Source organism: Lentzea sp. (assembly GCF_036380075.1).
Classification (GTDB): domain Bacteria; phylum Actinomycetota; class Actinomycetes; order Mycobacteriales; family Pseudonocardiaceae; genus Lentzea.
Map to the genome: position 1 here is coordinate 1 of NZ_DASVFL010000273.1, position 18,436 is coordinate 18,436.

Consider the following 18,436-nt stretch of genomic DNA (forward strand, 5'->3'; position numbering starts at 1 on the left):
GCCAGCGCAGGGCACGTGGGTGGTGGAAGTCGTCCACCGGCCGACGATCTCACACACCGTCACCGCGATGAGCCCCATCGGATGAGACCTGGGTCTCCCCGGCCTCAAGAACGCGTAAAAGCCGCCGCCCACCCCGTAAGGACGTTGTCAGGCAACCCCTGATCAGGCATTTCGTGATGCACGCTTCCGGGCGTCCGCAAGAAACCGAGTCGTTGGAAGGGAGCGGCGTCATGGCCGACCTGGCCTACGCGTTGCTGCTGATCGGGAGTTTCGTCGTGCTGGGACTGACGGTGCGTGGACTGGAGCGGTTGTGAGCACGGGACTCGCGGCCAACGCCGTGGCGGGCGTGCTCGCGCTCGCGCTGATCGTCTACCTGTTCGTCGCGCTCGTCAGGCCGGAGAAGTTCTGATGTCCCCACTCGCCGCCGGCCTCCTGCAGGTCGGCATCCTCTTCGCGGCCCTCGCGGTCGTGTACCGGCCCCTCGGCGACTACATGGCCCGGGTCTTCCAGGCCGAGAGCCACCTGCGGGTGGAGAAGGCCGTCTACCGGCTGGGGCGGATCAACCCCGACGCCGAGCAGAAGTGGAGCACCTACGCCTACGGGGTGCTCGGGTTCTCGTTCGTCGGCATCGTGTTCCTGTACGTGATCCAGCGACTGCAGTCGTTGCTGCCGTTCGACTTCGGCCGCGGGAACATCGGGCCGGGGATGGCGTTCAACACGGCCATCAGCTTCGTGGCCAACACCAACTGGCAGTCGTACGTGCCGGAAGCCGTCATGGGGCACGCGGTCCAGATGATCGGTCTGACCGTGCAGAACTTCGTGTCGGCCGCGGTCGGGCTGGCGGTCGCGATCGCGCTGGTGCGCGGGTTCGTGCGCAGCCGGACCGACCGGCTCGGCAACTTCTGGGTCGACCTCGTCCGCGGCACCGTCCGGATCCTGCTGCCCATCGCGTTCCTCGGGGCGATCGTGCTGATCGCGCTCGGCGTCACGATGAGCCTCAAGTCCGGCGTGGACGTCGACGGGCAGGTGGTCGCCAACGCGCCCGTAGCCAGCCAGGAGGTCATCAAGGAGCTCGGCACCAACGGCGGCGGTGTCCTCAACGCCAACTCGGCCCACCCGTTCGAGAACCCGAACGAGTGGACCAACCTCATCGAGATCTTCCTGATCCTGGTGATCCCGGTGGCTCTCACCCGGACGTTCGGTCAACTCGCCGGCGACCGGAAGCAGGGCTACGTCCTGCTCGGCGTCATGGGCGTGATCTGGACCGCCATGCTCGGGGTGATCTGGGCAGCGGAGGCGACCGGTCTGCGGCCGCTGGAGGGCAAGGAGCTCCGGTTCGGCATCCCCGGCAGCGCGATCTTCGCCGACGCCACCACCGGCACCTCCACGGGCGCGGTCAACTCGTTGCACGACAGCTACACCGGGCTCGGCGGCGGCGCGGCGCTGCTCAACATGCTGTTCGGCGAGATGACGCCGGGCGGGGTGGGCACCGGCCTCTACAGCATCCTCGTCATGGCGATCATCGCCATGTTCCTCGCCGGGCTGATGGTCGGCCGCACCCCCGAGTACCTCGGCAAGAAGCTGGGGCGCAAGGAGGTCACGGCCGCGGCCGTGTCGATCCTCGCCATGCCGACGGTGCTGCTGGTCGGCGCGGGCATCGCGGCGGTCCTGCCCGGCACGCGGGCCGCGCTCAACAACCCCGGCGCGCACGGGCTCTCGGAGATCCTCTACGCCTACGCGTCGGCGTCCAACAACAACGGCAGCGCGTTCGCCGGCATCACCGTCACCAGCGACTGGTTCCAGTCGTCACTCGGCCTGTGCATGCTGTTCGGCCGGTTCATCCCCATCGTCGCGGTCCTCGCGCTCGCCGGATCGCTGGCACAGCAGCGGAAGGTGCCGGTCACGGCGGGCACGCTGCCCACGACCGGGCCGCTGTTCGCGACGCTGCTCACCGGCGCGATCGTGCTGGTCGCCGCGCTCACGTTCGTTCCCGCACTCGCTCTCGGTCCCATCGCGGAGGCACTGCTGTGACCACCACACTCCAGAAACCCCTCCCACGGCAGGACAAGACTCCCGCCAAGCCGGGTATCGCCGCGGCGGTCCCCGAGGCGTTGCGCAAGCTCCACCCGCGCCACCAGCTGCGCAGCCCCGTCATGTTCGTCGTCTGGGTCGGGTCGCTGCTGGTCACCGTGTTCGCCGTGATCGACCCGAGCGTGTTCACCGTCGCGGTGGCGCTGTGGCTGTGGTTCACCGTGCTGTTCGCGAACCTCGCGGAGGCCGTCGCCGAAGGACGCGGCAAGGCGCAGGCCGACTCGTTGCGCAAGACCAAGAAGGACGCCGTCGCCCGCCTGCTGAACGGCGGCACCGTGGCCGGCACCGAGCTCAAGGTCGGCGACCTCGTGGTCGTCGAGGCGGGCGAGGTCGTCCCCGGCGACGGCGACGTGGTCGAGGGCATCGCCACCGTCGACGAGTCGGCGATCACCGGCGAGTCCGCGCCCGTCATCCGCGAGTCGGGCGGCGACCGGTGCGCGGTCACCGGCGGCACGACCGTGCTGTCCGACCGGATCGTCGTCAAGATCACCACCAAGCCGGGCGAGTCCTTCGTGGACCGGATGATCGCGCTGGTCGAAGGCGCCGAACGGCAGAAGACGCCCAACGAGATCGCGCTGACGATCCTGCTGTCGACGCTGACGATCATCTTCCTGCTCGCCGTGGTGGCGCTGCAGCCGTTCGCGATCTACTCCGGCGGCGAGCAGTCGGTGGTCGTGCTGACGGCGTTGCTGGTCTGCCTGATCCCCACGACGATCGGCGCGCTGCTGTCCGCCATCGGCATCGCGGGCATGGACCGGCTGGTGCAGCGCAACGTCCTCGCGACCTCCGGCAAGGCCGTCGAGGCAGCGGGCGACATCGACACGCTGCTGCTCGACAAGACCGGCACGATCACCTGGGGCAACCGCCGCGCGACCGAGTTCATCCCGGTCGGCCCCACGTCCCAGGAGACGCTGGTCGCCGCCGCCCGGCTCGCGAGCCTGGCCGACGACACCCCCGAGGGCCGCAGCATCCTCGAACTGGCGGGCGGACAGCCCGCGAGCGAGCACGAGAAGACCGGCGAGTTCGTGCCGTTCACCGCGCAGACCAGGATGTCCGGCATCGACCTCGGCGGCCGCAGCATCCGCAAGGGCGCCGCGTCCGCCTTCGACCTCACCGACACCGCGCGCGAGGTCGTCGACGAGATCAGCTCCCAGGGCGGCACACCGCTCGTCGTCGCCGAGAACGGCCAGGTTCTCGGTGTGATCAGGCTGAGCGACGTCGTGAAGCCCGGCATGAAGGAACGCTTCGCCGAGCTGCGCGCGATGGGCATCCGCACGGTCATGGTCACCGGCGACAACCCGTTGACCGCCAAGGCCATCGCGGACGAGGCGGGCGTCGACGACTTCCTCGCCGAGGCCAAGCCCGAGGACAAGATGGCCCTGATCCGGAAGGAACAGGAGGGCGGCCGGCTCGTCGCGATGACCGGCGACGGCACGAACGACGCGCCCGCGCTGGCCCAGGCCGACGTCGGCGTCGCGATGAACACCGGCACGTCGGCCGCGAAGGAGGCCGGCAACATGGTCGACCTCGACTCGGACCCCACCAAGCTCATCGAGATCGTGGAGATCGGCAAGCAGCTGCTGATCACCCGCGGCGCGCTCACGACGTTCAGCGTCGCCAACGACCTCGCGAAGTACTTCGCGATCCTGCCCGCCATGTTCGCGGCGATCTACCCGGCGCTCGACCGGCTCAACATCATGCGCCTCGCGACACCGCAGTCCGCGATCCTGTCGGCGGTGATCTTCAACGCGCTGGTGATCGTGGCGCTGATCCCGCTGGCGCTCAAGGGAGTCCGCTACCGGCCGTCCAGCGCGTCCGCGCTGCTGCGGCGCAACCTGCTGGTCTACGGACTGGGCGGCGTCGTCACGCCGTTCGCCGGGATCTGGCTGATCGACCTGCTCGTACGACTCGTCCCCGGGATCGGCTGAACCATGAACACCTTCCTCAAGCAGTCGTGGGCGGGACTCCGCATCCTGCTCGCGCTCACCGTGCTCCTCGGCGTGCTCTACCCGCTGTCGGTGTGGGCCGTCTCCCGCCTGCCCGGCCTGCACGCCAACGCCGAAGCGCGGGACACGACACTCGTCGCGGTCGCACGCGAGGGCGACCGGTACTTCGCGCCACGGCCGTCCGCGGCGACGCTGCCCGCGTCCGGCGGGTCGAACAAGAGCGAGATCAACGAGGACTACACGAAGGTCGTCGACGAACGGCGGACCGCCGTCGCCCAGCGCGAGGGCGTGCCCGAGGACCAGGTGCCGCAGGACGCCGTCACGGCGTCCGCCTCGGGCCTCGACCCGGACATCAGCCCGGCCTACGCGGAGATCCAGATCCCGCGCGTGGCCAAGGCCAGCGGCCTGCCGGTGGAGAAGGTCCGCGAACTGGTCGCCGGCAACACCCACGGCACCTTCACCACCACCGTCAACGTCACCGCGCTGAACCGTGCCATCGACAGCGCCCGCTGACGGTCGCCGCGGAGAGCTGAGGATCTACCTCGGCGCCGCTCCCGGCGTCGGCAAGACCTTCGCCATGCTCGGCGAGGCCCACCGGCGCCGGGAGCGCGGCACGCACGTCGTCGTCGGGCTCGTCGAGACCCACGGCCGCGAGAAGACCGCGACCCTCCTCGACGGACTGGAAATCCTGCCGCGCAGGCGGATCGGGCACCGCGGGCTCGAGGTCGAGGAGATGGACGTCGACGCGGTCCTCGCCCGCCGCCCCGAGGTCGCGGTCGTCGACGAGCTCGCCCACACCAACGCGCCCGGCTCGCGCAACGAGAAGCGCTGGCAGGACGTCGAGGAACTGCTCGACGCGGGCATCGACGTCCTGTCCACCGTCAACGTCCAGCACCTCGAGTCGCTCAACGACGTCGTCGAACGGATCACCGGTGTGCGGCAACGGGAGACCGTGCCCGACGAGGTGGTCCGCCGCGCCGAACAGGTCGAGCTGGTCGACCTCACGCCCGAGGCGCTGCGCAGGAGGCTCGCGCACGGCAACGTGTACCCGGCGCACCGCATCGACGCCGCGCTGGGCAACTACTTCCGGCTCGGCAACCTCACCGCGCTGCGCGAGCTCGCCCTGCTGTGGGTGGCGGACCAGGTCGACGTCGCGTTGCAGCGCTACCGCAGCGAGAAGGACATCACCGACACCTGGGAGACCAGGGAACGCGTCGTCGCCGCGATCACCGGTGGCCGGGAGAGCGAGACGCTGATCCGGAGGGCGCGGCGCATCGCCACGAGGGCGGGCGCCGAGCTGCTGGTCGTGCACGTGATGCGCGGCGACGGCCTGTCCGGCGTCACGCCCGAGCACGTCGCGCGGTCGCGGAAGATCACCGAGGACGTCGGCGCCACGTTCCACCCGGTGGTCGGCGACGACGTGCCGACGGCGCTGCTGGAGTTCGCCCGCGGTGTCAACGCCACCCAGCTCGTGCTCGGCACCTCCCGCAGGTCACGGGTCGCGCGCACGTTCGACGAGGGCGTCGGCGCCGCCGTGGTGCAGGAGTCCGGCGCGATCGACGTGCACATGGTCACGCACGACGAGTCGCGGCGCGGCCTGCGGTGGAAGGTCGACGAACCGTTGCCGCTGCGGCGAAGGCTCCTCGGCTGGGTGCTGGCGCTGCTGCTGCCGGCCGCGGTCACCGGTCTCGGCATGCTGTGGCGCGACGAGCTCGACTTCTCCACCGACCTGGTGGCGTTCCTGCTCGTCACGTGCGTGGTCGCGATCGCGGGCGGGCTGGGACCGGCGCTGCTGTGCGCGGTCCTGGGCGCCGGGCTGCTCAACTACTTCTTCACCGAGCCCTACTACAGCCTCCAGGTGCAGACGCCGGAGAACGTGATCACGCTGGCGGCCATGGTGATCGTCGCGACCGTGGTGGCGCTGACCGTCGACCGGGCGGCCCGGCTCGCGGAGCAGGGCGCGCGGGCGCGGACCGAGGCGGCGCTGCTGGCCTCCTACTCGCGGACGGTGCTCACGTCGCCGTACCCGCTGGCGCGGCTGCTGGAGAAGATCCGGGAGAACTTCGGCCTGGAGTCCGTGGCGCTGCTCGAACGCCGGGCCGGTGGCTGGGAACGGGTCGCGTGCGTCGGACCGCGGCCGTGCGACGAACCGGACGAGGCCGACGCCGACGTGATGGTCACGTCCGACATCCACCTCGCGCTGCGCGGCCGGGTGTTGCCCGCCAGCGACCAGCGCGTGCTCGAAGCGGCGGCGGGACAGGCGCTGATGGCGTTGCGGCAGCAGCGGATGGCCGACGAGACCAGGAGCGCCCAGCGCAAGGTCGAGACGTCCGAGCTGCGCACGGCGCTGCTGTCGGCTGTCGGCCACGACCTGCGCACCCCGCTCACGTCGATCAAGGCCGCGATCGGCAGCCTGCGCGACCCGTCACTACCACTGTCCGAAGAGGACGTCGGCGAGCTGATGGAGACCGTCGAGGAGTCCGCGGACCGGCTGACCGGCCTGGTGGACAACCTGCTGGACTCGTCCCGGCTCGCGACCGGCTCGGTCGAACCCGTGCTGCGGCCCGTCGGCTTCTACGAGGTCGTCGCCAGGGCGCTCACCGGCATCGGGGGAGACGTGTCGGTCGAGGTCGCCGAGGACCTGCCGCCGGTGCTCGCGGACCTGGGACTGCTGGAACGGGTCGTGGCCAACGTCGTCGACAACGCCGTGCGGCACGGCGGCACCGGGGTGGCCGTGCGGGCCAGCCGCCACGGGCCGTCCGTCGAGCTGCGGGTCGTCGACCACGGCCGCGGCCTGCCGAAGAAGGCCGGGGACAAGGTGTTCGCGCCCTTCCAGCGACTCGGCGACCGCTCGGGACCCGGCGTCGGGCTCGGCCTGAGCGTCGCCAAGGGCTTCACCGCCGCCATGGGCGGGGAGATCAGCGCCGAGGACACACCGGGCGGCGGGCTGACCGTGGTCATCTCCCTGCCCGTCCACGAGGAGAACCCATGACCTCAGTACTGGTGGTCGACGACGAACCGCAGATCGTCCGCGCGTTGCGGATCAACCTCACCGCCCGCGGCTACGACGTGATGACGGCCTACGACGGCAGGTCCGCGCTCGGCGTCGCGGTCGAGGGCAAACCGGACGTGGTCGTGCTCGACCTCGGCCTGCCCGACCTCGACGGCGTCGACGTGATCGCCGGCCTGCGCGGCTGGTCCACGATCCCGATCATCGTGCTGTCCGCGCGCACCGACTCCCGCGCCAAGGTCGAGGCGCTCGACGCCGGCGCCGACGACTACGTGACCAAGCCGTTCGGCATGGACGAGCTGCTCGCCCGGCTGCGCGCGGCGGTGCGCAGGAACGCGGCGCGCGAGGCGGGCGACCCGGTCGTCGAGACCTCGTCGTTCGTCGTGGACCTCGCGGTGAAGAAGGTGCGGCGCGACGGCCGGGAGGTGCACCTGACGCCGACCGAGTGGGGACTGCTGGAGATCCTCGCCCGCAACCCCGGCCGGCTCGTGTCGCAGAAGCAGCTGCTGCAGGAGGTGTGGGGACCGATGCACGTCAACGAGTCCCAGTACCTGCGCGTCTACTTCGCGCAGCTGAGGCGCAAGCTGGAGGACGACCCGGCGCGGCCGCGGCACCTGCTCACCGAACCGGGGATGGGCTACCGGTTCGAGCTGTGACCCCGGCTACGGACGTCGTCAGGATCGCGTCAAAGCCGGGCTCGGCCGTGTCAGGGTCTCGTCCGGGACCTGGGCAGGAACGCCCGCCGGGCGTGTGCTGGTCGCATGACGCTCGCGGAGTTGTTGCCCAGCACCGGATGTTCCACCGCGCCGGTGCCGGAGGCGGGGGTGTGGCCGGACGGGACGCGTCTCGACGGCTCGGACCTCGTGATCGGTGGAGTGCCCGCCACCCGGCTCGCCGCCCGGTTCGGCACGCCCTGCCAGGTGCTCGACGAGTCCACGGTCCGGGCCCGCGCGCAGGCGTTCCGGGCGGCCCTGCCGGACGCCGAGGTCGTGTTCGCCGGGAAGTCGTTGCCCTGCCCCGAGGTCTACCGGTGGATGGCGCAGGAGGGCCTGTCCCTGGACGTCTCGTCCGCCGGGGAGCTCGCCCTCGCCAAGGCCGCCGGGTTCCCCTCGGAGCGGATCATCCTGCACGGCAACGTGAAGACCGGCGAGGACCTCAAAGCCGCGTTGCAGCACGGGGTGTCGCGGGTCGTCGTCGACTCGTTCGACGAGATCGCCCAGCTCGGCGCCCTCGCCCGGCACGGCCAGGAGGTCATGGTCCGCGTGACGCCGGGCGTCGACGCGCGCACCCACGCGGCGATCGCGACCGGCGTGGAGGACCAGAAGTTCGGGTTCTCCCTGGCTTCCGGCGCCGCGCTGGAGGCGGTGCTGCGGGTCGTCGAGCAGCCGTCGCTGCGCCTCGTCGGGCTGCACTGCCACATCGGCTCGCAGGTGCGGCACGTGGCGTCCTACGAGGAGGCCGCGCGGCGCATGGTCGGGCTGATCGCGTCGTGCGGCGTCCGGATCGAGCAGCTCGACCTCGGCGGCGGGTTCTGCGCGCCGTACCTGCCGGGCGAGCCGTCGTTCGACCTCTTCGGCTTCGCACAACGCATTCGCGGGACTTTGAACTACGAGTGCGCGCTGCGCCGGGTGCCCGTCCCGCGGCTGCTGGTCGAGCCCGGACGGGCGATCGTCGCGAACGCCGGTGTGACGCTGTACCGGGTGTGCGCGGTCAAGGAAGGCACCACGCGGACGTTCGTGGCCGTGGACGGCGGGATGAGCGACAACCCGCGACCCGCGTTGTACGGCGCGAAGTACGCCGTGCGGCTGGTCGGCAGGGGAGGGCGGACCAAGCCCGTGACCGTGGTCGGCCGGCACTGCGAGGCCGGGGACGTGCTGGCGGACGACGTACCGCTGCCCGCCGACGTCCACGCCGGTGATCTCCTCGCCGTGCCCGCCACCGGTGCCTACCACCACGCGCTGGCCTCCAACTACAACCAGGTCTGCCGGCCGCCGGTCGTCGCGGTGCGCGACGGCGTGGCGCGGCCGGTCGTGCGCCGCGAGACCGAGGAGGACCTGCTGCGCCGCTACCTCTGAGCGCCGAACCAGCGGGCGAGCTGCTCGTCCAGGTCCTCCTGCCGCTCGCCGACCCACGCCACGTGCCCGTCGGGACGCAGCAGCACGGCCGGGAAGTCCAGTGCCGCCACGGGATCCGCGAGCAGGTCGACCCGGTCGGCCCACCCCGCGACGCCCAGCGTCCCGGTCCGGTCGAGCACCAGGCCGCGGCCGTCCCGCAGGTGGTCGTAGAGCGTGCCCTTCGCCAGTTCGACGTCGCGCAGACGCCGGCCGAGCAGGTCGGGGCCGGGACCGAAGTCGTAGCGGACGCCGAGCGCGGTGATCTTCTCGATCAGGAACCGGTTGACCTCGTTCAGATCCATCAGCTCGGTGAGCAGCCTGCGCAGGGCCCGCGCACCCGGTTCGTCGGCCATCAGGGCCACCTGGGCGCGGGTGTTGTTCAAGACGTCCTCGGCGACCGGGTGGCGTTCGGCGTGGTAGGTGTCGAGCAACCCCTCCGGCGCCCAGCCGCGGACCTGCGCGGCGAGCTTCCAGCCGAGGTTGACGGCGTCCTGCAGCCCGAGGTTGAGGCCCTGGCCACCGGCGGGCGGGTGGATGTGCGCGGCGTCGCCCGCCAGCAGGACCCTTCCGACGCGGTAGCGCTCGGCCAGGCGGGTGGCGTCGCCGAAGCGGGACAGCCAGCGCGGCGAGTGGGCGCCGAAGTCGGTGCCGGCGACGGTGCGCAACTCGCGCCGGAAGTCTTCGAGCGTGGCCGAGCGGTCCTCGCTGACGTCCGCGCAGGGGACCACGACGCGGTAACGGCCGTCACCGAACGGCCCCAGGTGGAACACCTTGACCGTCTCGCGGATCTCGGCCGCCCGCGCGACGACCTCCTCCTGCGGTGCGGAGAGCTCCAGCTCGCCCATCAACGTGTCGTGGCGCGACGGCTCGCCGGGAAAGCCCACGCCGAGCAGCTTGCGCACGGTGCTCCGCGCGCCGTCGCAGCCGACGAGGTACCGCGCCCGCAGCCGTTCACCGTCCGCCAGCTCGACGGTCACCCCGTCGTCGTCCTGCTCGACCCCGGTCACCGCGCGGCCGCGCCGGACCTCCGCGCCCACGGCGACCGCGTGGTCTTCGAGCACGGCGTTCACGTGCGGCTGGGAGATGCCGAGCAGGATGCCGAAGTCGGAGTCCAGGCCCTCCGGCGTGGGTGCGGGGATGCCGGCGAAGCTGCCGCCGACGGGACGTTGCCGGCCGCGTTCGAGCAGGCGGTCCAGCAGGCCGCGCATCGCCATCAGCTCGAGGCTGCGGATGTGCAGGCTCACCAGCCGCACGAACGACGGCGGGGGATCGGCGTCCTTCTCCAGCACCAGCACCCGCACGTCGTGCAACCGCAGCTCGGCCGCCAGCACCGCACCGGCCGGACCACATCCCGCGATGATCACATCGAACACGAACCACCCGTTTCCGCAGCTCTCGAGGTCGGTGGCAGATTCTCTGGCGGCGGGTGCGCGGTCGCAAGCGATATTCGCCCGTTCCGGCCCACGGTCGAACGTCTGTTCACTAGTGTGCGCGGATGCACTCGTACGCCTACGTCGCCGACTCCCGGCTGGACGAGACGCGGCGCGCCCTCGGACTCCAGACCTCGGGCGGCCGGGCGCCGAACCCGCGCTTCTTCACCGGGTTCCTGGCCGACTCGCAGGTGGCCGCGTCGTCGTTGCTCGCCATCGCGAAGGTCGCCGGGACGCGCTACTTCCAGCCCACGCCCGAACGGCTGCGCGACCCGGTCGTCACGTGCAACGGCGACCGGCTGCGCTTCGAGTCGTTCTCGGGCTGCTGCGGCGTCTACGCGCGGCTGGACGTCCTCAGTGGAGCGCTCGACGGCGAGGTGCACGACCGCGGCACCACGAACGTCGACATCAACGAACCGCTGCGCCGCGCTCTCGCCCGCGTGACCAAGGGCGACCCGCTGCACCTGACCGTCGGGCCGGACCAGGTCGAGGTCGGCACGCTCGACGGCGCGATCGTCGAGAAGAAGGTGCCGCTGCCGCCGCGCTGGCTGCGCGGGTTCGCCGAGACCCAGGTGCTCACCTCGCGCTTCGACCTCAAGGCCGAGCTGTCGCCGGCGGACGCCCAGCGGTTCCTGAAGACGCTGCCCAAAGGTCGTGCCGCGGTGTGGGCGGTGCCGTCCGGGAAGTCGTTGCGGCTCAGCGGATCCGCGTCGGGCGGCGCCGTGTGCCTCGCCGGCCCGAACCGGCTGGAGACGCTGCTGCCGTTGCTGCGCTTCGCCAAAGCCGTCCGCCTCTACGGCCCGCCCGCAGACGGCCTGCCCGTCGCGAGCGGCTGGGAGGTCGACCTCGGCGCGCAACGGCTCACGCTCGTCCTGTCGCCCGAGGTGAACCGCGGCCTGTCCGGTGAGGGCGCCGTCCTCGACGGGCTCGCCGCCGGGGACGCGGACACCGACGCCGAGCTCGTCGGCGCGTTGCTGGACTTCGAGCCGCGCGTGGACGTCGCGGACCTCGCCGACCGGTCCGGCCTGGGCGTGCGGCGGGTCAGGGACGCGCTGGCCCAGCTCGGCACCGCCGGACGCGTCGGCTACGACCTCGCCGAGGCGTCCTACTTCCACCGCGAACTGCCCTACGACGGCGCCGACGTGCAGGCCATGAACCCCCGGCTGCGCAACGCGAAGGCGCTCGTCGAGCAGAACGCGGTCGGCTGGGACGGCGACACGGCCGTCGTCGGCACCTACCGCGTCAACGGCGACACCTGCACCTGCCAGTGGTGGACCGAGTACCGCGGCGGGCGCGGCAAGTGCAAGCACGTGCTGGCGGCGGACATCGTGAGAGGCAAGGCGTGAGCTTCGACAGGATCCAGGCGCTCCTCGAGTCCCGCCAGCTCCTCGCGCTCGGCGAGGCGCTGAAGATCCTCACCCCCGAGGAACGTGCGGCCTGCTCGAAGGAGCTCGTCGCGTACGAGAAGAAGCACCGGGCGGGCAGCCGGAGCTGGGAGCACTTCGAGGCGCTCGCCGTCACGGGAGCCGGGCTGCTGCCGAGCGCCGCGACGCTCACGCCGTGGCTGATGCGCTACCGCATCTGGTGGGACGACCGGAGCCCGCTCAACCCCGGGCCGGTGCTGCTCGACGTGCTGCGGCACCGGGAGCCGCCGTGGATGCCGGACCTGCTGCGGCGGCTCGCCGCGAAGATGTCGGCCCGCGACCTCTCCCGCAGCGACGTGCTCGCGGTGATCATCGCGTTCTGCGGTGACGACCCACCGGACTCGGACGGGTTCCTGGCGCACCTCCTGGCCTTCGACGGCCACGAGCGGTGGCGGCCGGGCTTCGACGTGCTGATTCCGCGGATGCTCGAGGTCACCGGCGCCGGGCAGTCGTTCGCGGTGAACAAGCAGTGGCTCCCGTTGCTGCGGGAACGGGGTGACCGGCGGACTTTGCTCGACGGCTGCCTCGCCCGGCTCCAGCAGGGCGGTTCCGTCACGGAGATGCAGGGCTTCCTCGCCCTGTACGACGCCCTCGACGTGACGCTCGACGAGACGGCCGAGCACGTGCGGGACCACGTCGCGATGCTGCCGGACTCCCGTTCGACCGTCGCCACCCTCGCCCAGACCCGGCTCCGGCAGCTCGACGAGGCCGGGCGGCTCGACCTCGACCTGCTGTGCGAGGCGAGCAGGTGGGTGTTCGGGCGCAGCGAGAAGAAGCTCGTCCGCTCCCAGCTCACCTGGCTCGGCAAGCACGCGGAGTCCAGCCCGGACGAGGTGGCGCTGACCGTCGCGGACCTGTTCGCGCACGAGTCGGACGACCTGCGCGGCCAGGCGGTCAAGCTGGTCGCCAAGCACCTCGCGAAGGTCGGCGACACGACCCGCGCCGAGCTGGCCGTGCTCGCCGAGCAGCTCCCCGCCGACCTGGCCGCACAACTCGGAGTCGTTGCGGCACAGGACGAAGCCGTCGAGCTCGTGCCGTTCGCGCCGCGGCCGTGGCCGGAGCCGATCGCGACGCTCGACGAGCTGGTCCGCGAGGTGCAGGGGCTGTTCGGCCGCACCGCGGGCCACGTCGACCCCGTCGTGGCGGAACGCCTCCTCGAAGCCGCCGTCCGCTTCGCGTGGCAGGACAGGAAAGCGCTCGTCCAGGCGCTCGCACCGGTCCACGAGCAGCGCTCGTGGTGGTTCGACCTCGGCTCGTCCGGCCGCCACCCCGAGCATGCGAAACGCAGGCCGCACACCGAGTTCATGGCGGTCCTGACCGCCGCGTCCGCGCCGCCCGAACCCCTCGGCCCCGTCGCCTCGGCGCTCGACCGGGCCCGCGCCTGGCGCGCCCAGCTCAAGCGCGCGGACGACGGCACCATCGCCCAGCAGCTCGCGGAACGGCTGCACGAGATCGCCAAGTCCCTCGCCTACGCGCCGGTGCCCGCGCTGGTCTCCACGCCCACCGAGATGTCCGGGCTGCTCGACCCGGCGACCCTGCGCACACGCCTCGCCCAGGCCGAGGCCGAGGGCTGGGAACCGGGCCGGCGGGACCTCCTGCAGGCCGGCCGGCGACTGCCTCCCGGAACCACCGCGGCGGAGTTCGCCGAACTGACCGGAAAACCGGCCGCCCAGCTGCGCGCGCTGCTCGACGACGGCGCCGAGCCCGTGATCACCATCGAGGAGCGGACCTACCGTTACCAGCAGTACTACCGCGGCCAGCCGGAGATCACCGACACCGGCCTGCTCGCCGTCGTCGTCCCCGGTCTGGAGGAACCGGAGAAGCACCTGCGCGAGTACGACGAGTGGGGCCCGATGCTCGACTGGTGGCCTTCCGTGCTGCCCGCACGGCGCGAGGTCGTCGCCGCCCACCTCGTGCCGCACCTGCGCGGACGCACCCAGTCCAAGGGAGGTGACGGCCCGCTGCTGCCGATGCTCGCGGAGGCCGACGGCCCGGCGGGACCGGCCCTGCACCTCGCGCTCTGCTACGGCCTGAGCGCCGAGCTGACCGTCAACCGCGCGCACGCCGTGGACGCGCTGCTGGTCCTCGCCGCCCGCGGCCAGCTCGACGGCGGGGTGCTGGGCGACCTGCTCGGCCGGGCGCTCGGCTACAGCGGCCTGGTGATGAGCCGGGTCGTGCCCGGCCTGCGCGACGCCGCCCGGTCCGGTGCCGCGCGGCAGGTGTGGGACGCGGTCGCGGCCGCGCTTCCCCGGCTGTGGAAGCACAACCGGGTCGCCGACGTCGTGGAGCTCGCGGTCGAACTGGCCCAGCAGGTCAAGCCCGGCGGTGCCGTGGACGGACTCGCCGAGGTCGCCGCGCGCAAGGGCTCCAGCAAGACCGTCGTGCAGGCGAAGAGGCTGGTGGCCGCACTAGGCTGACCGAATGGAGCTGGGAGAGGTAGTCGCCGAACGCCGGATCGAGGGCCGCGCGCCGGACGGGACGCCGTTCGAGGTCGTGATCCGGTTCGGCGCCCCGCGCACGGACCCGTTGAGCGACAACGACGACTGGGTGTGTCCTCATCGGATCGACGGCTTCGGCGACGGGGCAGTCGGCGCCGCGCACGGCGTGGACTCGTTGCAGGCGTTACTGCTCAGCGTCCACGCCGTCGGGCTCAAGCTGGCCGAGTCGGACAGCACCTTCGACTGGCTCGGCATGCCCGCGCTCGGCCTGACCGTCGCGCCTGGTCAGCCCGGTCAGCCGGCGAAGACGGGGTAGTGGTCGGAGAGGTCGGTGTAGGTCTGCTTGCGGCCCCACGACGTGACCGACCACTCCGGACTCTTCACTCGCCGCGTCTCGTTGTGTAGCAGCGGTCCCTGGACCGTCAGCACGTAGTCGAGGTGCTCGGAGGCGTACTCCGGCCCGTACTGCTCGCGGCAGACGCTGTTGTCGGCGCAGTCCCACGAGAACGGGTGCCCGGTGACCTCGGGCGTCCGCGCGCCGAGCTCGGCGACCATGCGCGGGAACTCGTCGCTCGCCTTGACGACGTTCAGGTCGCCCGCCACGTAGACGGGTTCGGTCGCGGGAACGGCCCGCGCGGTCAGGAACGCCCTGACCTCGGCCCGCTGCTTCGCCCGGACGGCCGCCGGTGAGCCGGTGCAGGACGAGTCCTCTGCCTGCGTGTGGGTACCGATGACGTGCGCCGGGCCGGCCGGCGTCTCGATCCGCACGTACGCGAAGCCCTTGTTGGAGAACCAGTCCGCGCCGCACGCGTCGCGGTAGACGTGCTGGATCCTGGTGGTGATGGGCCACCTGCTCAGGACCGCGACGCCGCCGTCCTCGGGGGTGGAGGAGCTGTAGGCGCCGGACGTGACGTCCCACCCGGCCCTGCCGCGGCCCAGCACCGGGGTCTGGTGCGGGTAGGTGTCGCGGAGGTTGGTGAGCAGGCGGTCGGAGGCCGCGTTGTCGAACGCCTCCTGCACCACCACCACGTCCTGGCCGGCGAGGACGCCCGTGCTGTCGACCAGGTCGGCGCGCTGGAGCTGGCCCCAGTTCGGGTAGAGGTTCCGCGACAACAGGAAGACGTTGTAGGTGGCGATCTTGAGCAGGGCGGCGGCGGTGGCCGGGGTCGCCGGGAGCGTCAGCAGGGCGGCTACGACGAGCGTGAGCAGGCGCATGACGGTCGATGGTGATGGACGTGAAACTCATTCACAACCGGTCCGGTGGTGTGGTATCGATCCAGCGGCTCAGGCCCTCAGCAGGGCCTTGACCTCGTCGACCGGCGTGCGGGCGAGCGCGGACCCGACCCCGCACGCCACCGCGCCGGCCTCCAGCCACGCGGGGACGTCGGCCGGCGCGACGCCACCGGTCGGCACCAGCGGCGCGTACGGCAGCACGGCCAGCACGTCCCCGACCCACCGCGGCGTCGGCGCGGGGAAGACCTTCACCGCGTCCGCGCCGGCTTCGAGCGCCTGGACGACCTCGGAGACGCTGCCGGCACCGGGCAGCACCGCGGCGCCGTACCGGTGTCCGGCCCGGATCACCGCGACGTTCAGGTTGGGTGCCACCAGGAACTGCGCTCCGGCGCGCACGGCGGCGACCGCGGACGCCTCGTCGAGCACGGACCCGGCGCCGATGACGGCGTCCGGGTAGCCGGTGCGCAGCTGCTGGATCGCGTCGAGCGCGCCGGGGTTCGTGAGCGGGAGCTCCAGGGACGTCAGGCCCGCGTCCAGCAGCGGGAAGGCGGCCTGGACTGCGGAGGCGGTGTCGGCGGTGCGGATGATCGCGATGATGCCCTGCCGCACGACCGCCCGGGTGATCTCGTAGCGGTAGCTCACGCCGCCAGCCTAACCGCGCGCGAACAGGTGGTCGCCGGGGCGGTGACAGGGGCTGACAGCGGCTGCCAGTGACGTGTGCGGTCCGTGCCAGCGCCGGGGACGAGTGTCGGTCGTGCCGTCAGGGAGGCGGCACGACCGACCCAGGGGAGCTCTGCACATGCACGTCACGATCATCGGTGCCGGTCTCGGCGGACTCGCGCTCGCCCGCGTGCTGCACGTCCACGGCATCCCGTCCGCGGTCTACGAGGCGGAGGAGTCGCCGTCGTCGCGGGCGCAGGGCGGCATGCTCGACATCCACGACTACAACGGTCAGCTCGCCGTCGAGGCCGCCGGGCTGGTGGACGAGTTCCGCGCGCTCGTGCTGGAGGGGCGCGAGGCGTTGCGGGTGCTCGACAACGACGGCACCGTCCTGCTCGACAAGGCCGACGACGGCACGGGCGGCCGTCCCGAGGTCCAGCGCGCCGACCTGCGGCGGATGCTGCTCGACTCGCTGCCCGCGGGCACCGTCCGGTGGGGGAGCAAGGTGACGGCCGTCGACGGCAGGACGGTCCGGTTCGCCGACGGCACCACGGTCGAGGCCGAGGTGCTGGTCGGCGCGGACGGCGCGTGGTCGCGGGTGCGGCCCGTCCTCACCGGCGCCCGGCCCGAGTACACCGGCATGGCGTTCGTCGAGACCTACCTCTTCGACGCCGACACGCGCCACCCGGCCGCCGCGAAGGCCGTCGGCGGCGGGTCGATGTTCTCGCCCGCCCGGGGCAAGGGCATCTTCGGGCACCGCGAGGCCGGCGACACGCTGCACGCCTACGTCGAGTTCCAGCGGCCCCTGGAGTGGTTCGACGGCTTCGACGTCACCGACCCGCGGCGGGTCGCGGCCGAGTTCGAGGGCTGGGCGCCGGAGCTGACCGCGCTGATCACCGAGACCGACACCGTGCCGGTGTTCCGCCCGCACTACGCGCTGCCCGCCGGGCACCGCTGGGACCGGGTGCCCGGCGTGACGCTCGTCGGTGACGCCGCGCACCTGTCCGCGCCCAACGGCGAGGGCGCCAACCTCGCCCTGCTCGACGGCGCCGAGCTCGCGAAGGCGCTCGCGAAGCACGACGACGTCGAGCAGGCGCTGGCCGAGTACGAGGAGGCCATGTTCGTGCGCGCCGCGCAGACCGCCGAGGACTCCGACCAGCTGATGGAGAGCCTCTTCGGCGAGGAGGGCGCGCCGCGGAAGCTGCTCGACATGCTCAGCGACGCCTGACCGGCGCTTGCGCTTGAGGCATACGATCGTGCGCATGACGCAAGAAGACGGCGATCTGGACGGCCTCGTGCGCAAACGGATCCGTGCGCTGCGGGTGGCGCAGGGCTGGTCGCTGGACGAGCTCGCCACCCGTGCGCGCCTGAGCCCGTCGTCGCTCAGCCGCATCGAGAACGGGCAGCGCCGCCTCGCCCTCGACCAGCTCGTCACCCTGGCGCGGGCGCTCGACACGTCGCTGGACCAGCTCGTCGAGACCGACACCGACGACGTGATCGTCAGCCCGATGATCGACAGCGGCCACGCCTCGATGCGCTGGCCGATCAAGGCCGAGCCGGGCATGACCGTCCTGCGCCAGCGGATGACGAACCCGCCGCCCGACAACCCGGCGCTCCTGCGCGCGCACTCCGGCCGGGAGTGGCTCGTCGTGCTGTCCGGGACGGCCGTGCTGCTGCTGGGCAACCGGCGGTTCCGGATGGAGACGAACCAGGCGGCGGAGTTCCCGACGATGCTGCCGCACGCGCTCGGGACGGCGGGCGGTCCGTGCGAGATCCTCGGGATCTTCGACCGGGAGGCCCGTCGCGGGCACAAAGCCGACCAGAAGAGCTGATCTTGCGCGAACGGCAGCGTGCGGGCCGACTCCCTTGCCAAATGCGCAAGCGATCGTGCACCTGGCGCACGACGGACCTACGTTGACGGCATGAACGCACACGGACACGGGCACGGCCACGACGCCGGTCAGGCGGAGATCCTCGACCTGGACGCGGAGCTGCTCGCCGAACAGACCGCCACGATCATCGGCTGGTTGCCCGTGACGGACCCGCGCCACATCGCCGACCTGGGCGCCGGCACCGGCGCGGGCACGTTC

Annotated in this window: 15 protein-coding genes; 12 read left to right on the forward strand and 3 right to left on the reverse strand. The window is 72.0% G+C overall.

Annotated elements, in window-relative coordinates:
- The first annotated feature begins 310 nt into the window (after positions 1–310).
- The 7 genes from kdpF (at position 311) to lysA (ending at position 9,122) form a co-directional block, all read left to right on the forward strand.
- The gene (gene kdpF, locus VF330_RS29600) at positions 311–409 is read left to right on the forward strand and encodes a K(+)-transporting ATPase subunit F (RefSeq protein ID WP_330854977.1); all 99 of its coding nucleotides are present in this window, start codon (positions 311–313) and stop codon (positions 407–409) included.
- Positions 409–2,031: a potassium-transporting ATPase subunit KdpA gene (gene kdpA / locus VF330_RS29605; RefSeq protein WP_330854978.1), complete on the forward strand. Its 1,623-nt coding sequence runs from the start codon at positions 409–411 to the stop codon at positions 2,029–2,031. The genes kdpF and kdpA overlap by 1 nt, the downstream gene beginning before the upstream one ends.
- A 56-nt stretch (positions 2,032–2,087) precedes the next feature.
- A complete protein-coding gene (gene kdpB / locus VF330_RS29610; protein ID WP_330854990.1) occupies positions 2,088–4,019 on the forward strand; it encodes a potassium-transporting ATPase subunit KdpB in 1,932 nt (643 codons plus the stop codon).
- 3 nt (positions 4,020–4,022) lie between these two features.
- Entirely contained in the window at positions 4,023–4,550 is a 528-nt protein-coding gene (locus tag VF330_RS29615) for a potassium-transporting ATPase subunit C (protein ID WP_330854979.1), read from the forward strand.
- On the forward strand, positions 4,528–7,029 hold the full coding sequence (locus VF330_RS29620) for a sensor histidine kinase KdpD (protein WP_330854980.1): 2,502 nt from the start codon (positions 4,528–4,530) through the stop codon (positions 7,027–7,029). Before VF330_RS29615 ends, VF330_RS29620 begins: the two co-directional genes overlap by 23 nt.
- Positions 7,026–7,703, forward strand: a complete 678-nt coding sequence (locus VF330_RS29625) for a response regulator (protein ID WP_330854981.1) — start codon at positions 7,026–7,028, stop codon at positions 7,701–7,703. Before VF330_RS29620 ends, VF330_RS29625 begins: the two co-directional genes overlap by 4 nt.
- Positions 7,704–7,808: 105 nt before the next feature.
- Positions 7,809–9,122 (forward strand): diaminopimelate decarboxylase, encoded by a 1,314-nt coding sequence (gene lysA, locus VF330_RS29630; protein WP_330854982.1) that lies wholly within the window; start codon positions 7,809–7,811, stop codon positions 9,120–9,122.
- On the opposite strand, the gene VF330_RS29635 is transcribed toward lysA, so the two are convergent.
- Positions 9,113–10,534 (reverse strand): FAD-dependent monooxygenase, encoded by a 1,422-nt coding sequence (locus VF330_RS29635; RefSeq protein WP_330854983.1) that lies wholly within the window; start codon positions 10,532–10,534, stop codon positions 9,113–9,115. The genes lysA and VF330_RS29635 overlap by 10 nt on opposite strands.
- A 122-nt stretch (positions 10,535–10,656) precedes the next feature.
- Between VF330_RS29635 and VF330_RS29640 the strand changes: the two genes are divergently transcribed.
- The 3 genes from VF330_RS29640 to VF330_RS29650 are packed head-to-tail and all read left to right on the forward strand — an operon-like array spanning position 10,657 to position 14,769.
- Positions 10,657–11,937, forward strand: a complete 1,281-nt coding sequence (locus VF330_RS29640; protein WP_330854984.1) for an SWIM zinc finger family protein — start codon at positions 10,657–10,659, stop codon at positions 11,935–11,937.
- On the forward strand, positions 11,934–14,432 hold the full coding sequence (locus VF330_RS29645; protein ID WP_330854985.1) for a DUF6493 family protein: 2,499 nt from the start codon (positions 11,934–11,936) through the stop codon (positions 14,430–14,432). Before VF330_RS29640 ends, VF330_RS29645 begins: the two co-directional genes overlap by 4 nt.
- Positions 14,433–14,436: 4 nt before the next feature.
- Positions 14,437–14,769 (forward strand): DUF6968 family protein, encoded by a 333-nt coding sequence (locus VF330_RS29650; RefSeq protein ID WP_330854986.1) that lies wholly within the window; start codon positions 14,437–14,439, stop codon positions 14,767–14,769.
- On the opposite strand, the gene sph is transcribed toward VF330_RS29650, so the two are convergent.
- Together sph and VF330_RS29660 are read right to left on the reverse strand one after the other, a co-directional pair.
- Entirely contained in the window at positions 14,748–15,668 is a 921-nt protein-coding gene (gene sph, locus VF330_RS29655) for a sphingomyelin phosphodiesterase (RefSeq protein WP_330854987.1), read from the reverse strand. The two genes, VF330_RS29650 and sph, sit on opposite strands and share 22 nt — an antisense overlap.
- 69 nt (positions 15,669–15,737) lie before the next feature.
- Positions 15,738–16,328 (reverse strand): bifunctional 4-hydroxy-2-oxoglutarate aldolase/2-dehydro-3-deoxy-phosphogluconate aldolase, encoded by a 591-nt coding sequence (locus VF330_RS29660; protein WP_330854988.1) that lies wholly within the window; start codon positions 16,326–16,328, stop codon positions 15,738–15,740.
- Positions 16,329–16,479: 151 nt separating this feature from the next.
- Here VF330_RS29660 and VF330_RS29665 point away from each other — a divergent pair, with 151 nt between their 5' ends.
- Positions 16,480–17,574, forward strand: a complete 1,095-nt coding sequence (locus VF330_RS29665; protein ID WP_330854991.1) for an NAD(P)/FAD-dependent oxidoreductase — start codon at positions 16,480–16,482, stop codon at positions 17,572–17,574.
- A 34-nt stretch (positions 17,575–17,608) separates the two neighbouring features.
- Positions 17,609–18,178 carry a helix-turn-helix transcriptional regulator gene (locus VF330_RS29670; RefSeq protein ID WP_330854989.1) on the forward strand — a complete coding sequence of 190 codons (570 nt, stop codon included), beginning with the start codon at positions 17,609–17,611 and terminating at the stop codon, positions 18,176–18,178.
- Positions 18,179–18,436: the final 258 nt, after the last annotated feature.